The following is a 6,595-nucleotide window of genomic DNA, read 5'->3' on the forward strand; positions in this document are numbered from 1 at the left end:
GTCTTGTCGTCGTCGTTGGCGGCCGCCGCGGCGACGCAGGGCGCGGGGTCGGCCTGCAATTCCCTGGCCGGCTCGCCGGCCGCGAACCCGCCGTGCGCGAGCCCGCTCCACAGCATGGACGCGACGACGGCGCTTCGGATATCGAGACAACCTCGCATCGATCTGCCCGGCAGAAGTTTTTATCCGCACAACCATCCTAGCAAGCGAAGCGCGGTTCGGACAGCGGCGGATTTTGCTACAAGCGCCCAGAGGTGGTGAATGCATCCGTGTCCCGGACGCGGTGCAGCGCGCTCGCGCTGCTCCGCAGAGCCGGGACCCATAGGCTCGTGATGCCAACAGAGACCCCGGATCAGCAGCGCACCACGCCGCAAGGGCGGCGCGCTGCGCAGCATCCGGGGCACGCCGCACCGTTGTAGCGGCTAACTCACCTTCAGCGTCACGCCGCCGTCGACCACCAGCTCGATGCCGGTGACATATTTCGATTCGTCGGAGGCGAGATACAGCGCCGCGTTGGCGACGTCCCAGGCGTCGCCCATGTGCCCCATCGGCACCTGCGCGTCGCGCGCCCGCCACATCGCCTCGACATCGCCGGCCGCGTAGCTCGCCGCCAGCCCGGCGGAGTGCTCGACCATCGGCGTTTTCATCAGGCCGGGCAGAATCGCGTTCACCCGGATATGTTTCGGCGCGAACTCGACCGCCGTGGTGCGCGTCATCTGGTTCATCGCCGCCTTGCTGGCGGCATAGCTGACATAGGATACGCCGGTGTGGCGGATCGAGGCGATCGACGAGATATTGATGATCGAGCCGCCGCCCTGCTTTCCCATCACGGGGATGACGTGCTTCATGGCGAGGTACGCGCTTTTCAGATTGACCGCGAACACGCGGTCCCATTCCGCCTCGCTGACCTCGACCACGCTGCCCATTTCGGCGATCCCGACATTGTTGTCGAGCACGTCGATGCGGCCATAGGCCTTCAGGCATGCCGCCACCATCGCCTCGACCTCGCCGGCGCGCGAGACATCGGCGGTGAACGCCGCCGCCTTGCCGCCTTCGCCGGCGATGATCTTGACCGTCTCCTCCGCCGCGGCCGGGTTGCGATCGACGCAAAACACCTGCGCGCCCTCGCGGGCAAAGGTCACGGCGGTCGCCTTGCCATTGCCCCAGCCGGGGCCGATCGAGCCGGCGCCAACCACCATCGCCGTCTTGCCCTTGAGCCGTTCCATCGGTCTCTCCCGTTCATTTTTCGGTGCCGCATTCGTAGCCCGGATCGAGCCCTTGCGAAATCCGGGAGTCCGGTCCCGGATTTCGCTTCGCTTTTCGAAAACCGGCTCCCTTTTATCCGGATCATGCTCTAGGATCGCATAATCGGCCCGTCAGAGGCCGGCTCTATCGGGGAGGGACGTCATGATGCATTTCAATCGCGCGGTCGGGTTATCGCTGGGAGCGGCCATGCTGCTGTGCGGCGCCAGCTTCCATCACGCTGATGCCAAGCCATTCATGATTGTCGGCAACGACGAGAAGGTCTGGTGGGACGACGATGGCAAGATCGTGCTGTCGGCACCGGGCAAGGACTCGGTGCTGATCGTCGATCTAGCCGATCCCGAAAGCCCCAAAATCGTCGCCACGCTGCCGCTGAAGAATTCGATCGTCGGGCCGCCGGTCAATCTCGACATCGACCCGACCGGGTCGATCGCGCTGGTGGCCGATTCGGTCGACGTGACCAAGGACGGCGACGCATTGAAGCAGGTGCCGGACAACAAGATCTACGTCATCGATCTCAAGGCGAGCCCGCCGAAACTGGCGGCAACCGTCACCGGCGGCAAGCAGCCTTCGGGCTTGAGCATCAGCCCGTCCGGCAAGATGGCGCTGGTCGCCAACCGCGGCGACAATTCGGTCAGCGTGCTCTCGATCAACGGCACCGACGTCAAGGTCACCGATACCATCACCTTCCCCGACAGCGTCGCGCATGTGCTGTTCACGCCGGACGGCAAGCGCGCGCTGGCGGTGCGATTTCCCGCGCACAAGGTCTCGGTGCTCGACATCGCCGGCGACAAGGTCACCTACAACAAGGTCGATCTGCCGACCGGCCAGTGGCCCTACAATGTCGTGGTGACGCCGAACGGCAAGATCGCGCTGACCGCCGACAATGGCGGCTCGGGCTCGTCGGACGGCAGCGTCGACACGACAAGCGTGATCGACCTCGAAGCGAGCCCGCCGCGCATCATCGACCGCGTGGTGGTCGGCGACGGCCCCGAGGGACTGGCGATGTCGCCGAAGGGCGATCTCGCGGTCGCCGCCATCCTGCGCGGCTCCAACATGAAGAAAGCCTTCTACTATCAGAAAAACGGCAGCATCTCGGTGCTGAAGATCGACGGCAAGAAGGTGACCAAGACCCAGGATATCGAGGTCGGCGGCTTGCCCGAGGCCGCGATGTTCACCCCTGATGGCAAGTACATCCTGGTCGGCAACTACATGACCCAGGATTTCTCGATCCTGAAGGTCAACGGCACCAGGGTCACCGATACCGGCAAGCGCTTCAAGGTGCCGGGGCATCCGGCCTCGGCGCGCATGAGCCGCTGAGGCCGCGCGGAGCCGAACCGCGGAGAACTTGTGACAGGCGTGGACTGCGCTCGAATGGCCGCAGCGCGTCGCCGCGGGCGCGACGGGCTCACGCCTGCGCGGTCCTCACTGGAACGTCATGTCGAGACATTTCGAGATGTCGGAGCCGAGGCCGGACGCGATCGTGATGCAGCCGCGGATCTTCTGCGCGTGGTCGTCGCTGGCCCAGATCGCGTAGCCGCCGGGACCGAAGAACGAATTGGTGTTCGGCGGCTCGGTCTCGGTGGCGTCGAACGAATAGCTGCCATCGGTCTCGAAGATGCGGGGCTTCCTGGCGCAGCCGCCGTCGGTCTGCACGTTGATGACTTCCTTGTTGTCGCGCGTCAGCGCCAGCGAGACCTGGCAGCGGAAATATTCCGAGGTTTTGGCGTTGAACAGATAGGCGTAGGACTTGCACGTCGCCGTGTTGAGTTTGCCGGGGCTCAAGCCGCGGCTGCAGGAAATCCGCTGGTTGCTGCTGAGCCTGAATTCGTCGGCCCGCGCCGCGGAACAAAGCGTCATGAACGACAGCGCCAGACCAAGACCGATCTTCATGACGTGACTCATCCGAATCATCCCTGTGAGGTTCTGGGCAATGCGCCGCTTGCAGACGGAAAGGGGAACATAGTCGCGATGCGGGACGCGGGAAATCACAAAGTCGCAAGGCGAAACGTAATGACAAAGGTGATGCCGCGCGTGATGCGGCGAAGCTGCCATTGACGGAATATCGTCGTTCGTGATTTGTTCAAAAGCATGGGCATGGAGCCGCTTCGGCCGCCGGGAGGACGACGATGTCGCGATTGACGACCACGGGCTTTTTCAGGACCTTTTTGCTGGCCGCCGCGCTGACCGCGCTGACCACCTCGGCATTGGCGCAGGCGGCGGCGCCGACGCCATGGGAATTGAAGCCGGACATGGGTTACGGCTACGATAAGGACGGCAAGACCTTCTCCTACAAGATGGGCACCAACAATGCAGGCCAGCTCCTGAAAGGCGCCAGGAAGGTGCCGAAGGGCACGTTGTTCTTCATCGGCCAGAACGGCCAGCTCTATATGCGCCCCGGCCCCTATCTCGAGGGCGACGGCAAGTTCATGTTCGGGACCAATTGAGGAGGCGCCGAGCCTCACCGCGTGTCGTCCCGGCTCGCGCTTCGCTTGGCCGGGACGACGAGTAACTAAAACGACGCCGCCAGTTCCCTTGCGCCGGGCTGGTTGCTGCTGGAGTCCATCCGGCTGTCGGTGACCGCCAGCAGTTTTGCGACCGTGTTGTTGCGGATCGCGACCGGATTGCGCTCATAGCCGCCGCGCTGGAAGAAATTCGAGGTCGGCACCTGCTCGCGCGTCGCCCGCGGCATGGTCACCATGTCGAGGCCGGTGCTGTCGCCGGTCAGGTTCATCATCTCGAGCTCGGCGGCGGTCAGCGGGCGGGTGTAGCCCTTGGCGCGCGCGAACAGGACCGAGGTGAGGAGCTTGTGGGTCTGCAGCAGCGGCCCGACGTCGATGTCCAGCACCATGGCGTGGACCGCCCAGCCCTGCGGCGTGTCGGCGAGCTTCTCATGCGCCGACCAGTCGTCGGGCACCGTGCGCGTGAACGCCACCATCTTCTTCAGGGCCGCGATCTTGTGATCCATCGCCTTGCGCGCCGCGCCCGCCAGCGAGGCGGCCTTCTCGGTCAGCGCGTGCACGAATTCATGGCCCTGCTCGGCCAGCAGTTCGACGCTGTTGGTGGTGAGCAGCTGGTTGTAGCCGATCGCGGTCGAGATCGCGCGCGAGCCCGGCCGCGAGGCGCTCAATCCGGATTGCATGTCGTGATTGCCGTTGCCGCCGGTCTCGAACGCATACACCCGCACCGCCTGCTCGCGCGTCAGCCCCGCGGCCAGCGCCGTGCGGGCATAGGCGCGCTTGAACTCGGCTTCGGCGGCGGGCCGTTGCGGCGTGAACTGGAAATGCTCGGCGGCGGCTTTGACGAGATCGGCGACGACCGGGATGATCTTGCGCGGCGGCTTTTCCTCCTCGAGGGCTGACGGATCGACCGGCCGCTTCGGCCCGGCATAGACCGGCGGCTGCGTCAGCACATAATCGTCGAGCGTGATCGGCTGGCGCTCGCGCCGCCTGGCGTTGCGGCCCTTTCGTTTCTCCGAGATCGCGCTCCAATAGGCGCCGGCTTCCGCTTCGAATGCGGCGCGCGCCTCCTGATACTCCTTCAGCTTGCGGCGATATTCGGCGATCGCCTGCGGCGAGGCCGCCTGCGCCATCGCGCCCGATGTTGTCGGCGATAGCGCGCCTGCCTCGATCGCCACGGCCGGCGGCGCGCCCGCCGGCAGCACGAGCGTGGCAAGACCGAAACAAAGGCGAATCAAGTGCGGACGCATGGCCCGTTGTAGCAACCGCGCCGGCCAAGTCAGCCCCGAATCGGCGCGATCACTCCGGCTCGACGCCGCTGGCCTTGACCAGTTGCGACCATTTCTTCTCATCCCTGTCGATCAGCGCGGCATAGTCTTCCGGCGTGCCCGGCGTGATCTCGGTGCCGTCATTGCCCAACTGCTTTCTCACCTCGTCGGAGGCGAGCGCATCGCGCAGCGCCTTGTTGAGCCGGTCGACGATCGGCCGCGGCGTGCCGGCCGGCGCCACCAGCCCGTAATAGAGCGAGGCGTCGAATCCACTCAGGCCGGACTCGGCAATGGTCGGCACGTCCGGCAACAGGCCGGAGCGCGCCAGGCTCGTCACCGCGAGCGCGCGCAGCGTGCCGGCCGCGACATTGGCGTGCGACGCCGGGATCGGCGCGAACGCCATCGGGATATGTCCGCCCAACAGATCGGTCAACGCCGGACCGGTGCCCTTGTAGGGGATATGCACCAGCGTGATGCCGGCGCTGCGGGCGAAATACTCGCCGGTGACGTGGCTGGCGGTGCCGGCGCCGGCGGAGCCGAAATTGACCTTGCCGGGATTGGCCTTGGCATAGGCGATCAGCTCGGCGAGCGTTTTGGCCGGGAACGAGGGATGCACCACCAGCGAATTCGGCGCGTTGCCGATCAGCCCGATCGGCGAAAAATCCTGGCGCGGATCGTAGCCGACATTCTTGTACAGCGATGGTCCGATCGCGAGCGTACCGGTATAGCCGAGCAGAAGCGTGTAGCCGTCGGGCGCGCTCTTCGCCACCGCTTTGGTGCCGACGGTGCCGCCGGCGCCGGGGCGGTTGTCGATCACGATCTTCTCGCCGAGCAGTTCGCCCATCTTGTCGGCGACGCCGCGGCCGACGATCGAGGTTGAGCCGCCGGGCGCGAACGGAATCACCAGCGTGATCGCCCGGTTCGGAAAGTTTTGCGCCTGGGCTGCGTTCGATACCGCGCTGAGGGCCACGGCGGCAACCGCGACGCAAAGCCATTTGTTCCAAGTGGACATATTGAGCGAACTCCCGGGACACCTGCTTGTGGGGCCACATCGTCATCCAAAGAACCGGTGTTCGCAACCGGCTTCCGGGGGATCCGCCCACACCGTCATTGCGAGGAGCGAAGCGACGAAGCAATCCATTCTTTCTTTCCGTGGCAGCATGGATTGCTTCGCTACGCTCGCAATGACGGGTGAAACGCCGTGCTCACCTTACTACTTCCACGCGAATACCGGCTGTTCAAGCTCGGCGACGCGGGTGTCGCGGCCGGCCAGCACTTCGCGGAATTGATAGATCAGCGCCGCCGTCGGGGCGTGGATGTGCTGGCCGGCAAGGCGAAAGCGGACCACGCGCCTTGTGCTTTCGGGAATGGTGGTGAAGCTGAAGGCATCTTCCGCTTCAATCGCCTCGAGCGCGATGCGATGCACGGAAGCGACCTCCGCCGGGTTCGGCGCGATCGCCGCATGGGTGCTCACCCACACCACCACCGGCGTGATGAGATAGCCGGACCGGGTCGGATAATCGTCGAGCAGGCCGAGCACGTCGGCCTCATCGAGCGCAAGACCGAGTTCCTCGTGCAGCTCCCGCAGCGCCGCCCGGGCTTGCGTCT

7 protein-coding genes are annotated in these 6,595 nt (G+C 65.3%); 2 read left to right on the forward strand and 5 right to left on the reverse strand.

Going from position 1 to position 6,595, the window contains the following annotated elements; genetic code table 11:
- Window positions 1-419: 419 nt before the first annotated feature.
- A complete protein-coding gene (locus tag WCE35_RS18895) occupies window positions 420-1,223 on the reverse strand; it encodes an SDR family NAD(P)-dependent oxidoreductase (RefSeq protein ID WP_424594848.1) in 804 nt (267 codons plus the stop codon).
- 181 nt (window positions 1,224-1,404) lie between these two features.
- Between WCE35_RS18895 and WCE35_RS18900 the strand changes: the two genes are divergently transcribed.
- Window positions 1,405-2,580: a YncE family protein gene (locus WCE35_RS18900; RefSeq protein WP_424594849.1), complete on the forward strand. Its 1,176-nt coding sequence runs from the start codon at window positions 1,405-1,407 to the stop codon at window positions 2,578-2,580.
- Window positions 2,581-2,685: 105 nt separating this feature from the next.
- On the opposite strand, the gene WCE35_RS18905 is transcribed toward WCE35_RS18900, so the two are convergent.
- The gene (locus WCE35_RS18905; protein ID WP_424594850.1) at window positions 2,686-3,165 is read right to left on the reverse strand and encodes a hypothetical protein; all 480 of its coding nucleotides are present in this window, start codon (window positions 3,163-3,165) and stop codon (window positions 2,686-2,688) included.
- 224 nt (window positions 3,166-3,389) lie between these two features.
- On the opposite strand from WCE35_RS18905, the gene WCE35_RS18910 reads away from it, so the two are divergent.
- Window positions 3,390-3,707, forward strand: coding sequence for a hypothetical protein (locus WCE35_RS18910; protein ID WP_424594851.1), 318 nt, complete (start codon window positions 3,390-3,392; stop codon window positions 3,705-3,707).
- A 65-nt stretch (window positions 3,708-3,772) separates the two neighbouring features.
- Here WCE35_RS18910 and WCE35_RS18915 read toward each other — a convergent pair whose 3' ends face one another.
- From WCE35_RS18915 to WCE35_RS18925, 3 genes are all read right to left on the reverse strand, one after another.
- Window positions 3,773-4,969 carry a hypothetical protein gene (locus WCE35_RS18915; RefSeq protein ID WP_424594852.1) on the reverse strand — a complete coding sequence of 399 codons (1,197 nt, stop codon included), beginning with the start codon at window positions 4,967-4,969 and terminating at the stop codon, window positions 3,773-3,775.
- Between the two features lie 49 nt (window positions 4,970-5,018).
- Window positions 5,019-5,999 (reverse strand): Bug family tripartite tricarboxylate transporter substrate binding protein, encoded by a 981-nt coding sequence (locus WCE35_RS18920; RefSeq protein ID WP_424594853.1) that lies wholly within the window; start codon window positions 5,997-5,999, stop codon window positions 5,019-5,021.
- A 201-nt stretch (window positions 6,000-6,200) separates the two neighbouring features.
- Window positions 6,201-6,595 (reverse strand): NUDIX hydrolase (locus WCE35_RS18925; RefSeq protein WP_424594854.1); only part of this gene is annotated, 395 nt, incomplete at its 5' end.

It is taken from the genome of Bradyrhizobium sp. (genome assembly GCF_049691595.1).
Taxonomy (GTDB): domain Bacteria; phylum Pseudomonadota; class Alphaproteobacteria; order Rhizobiales; family Xanthobacteraceae; genus Bradyrhizobium.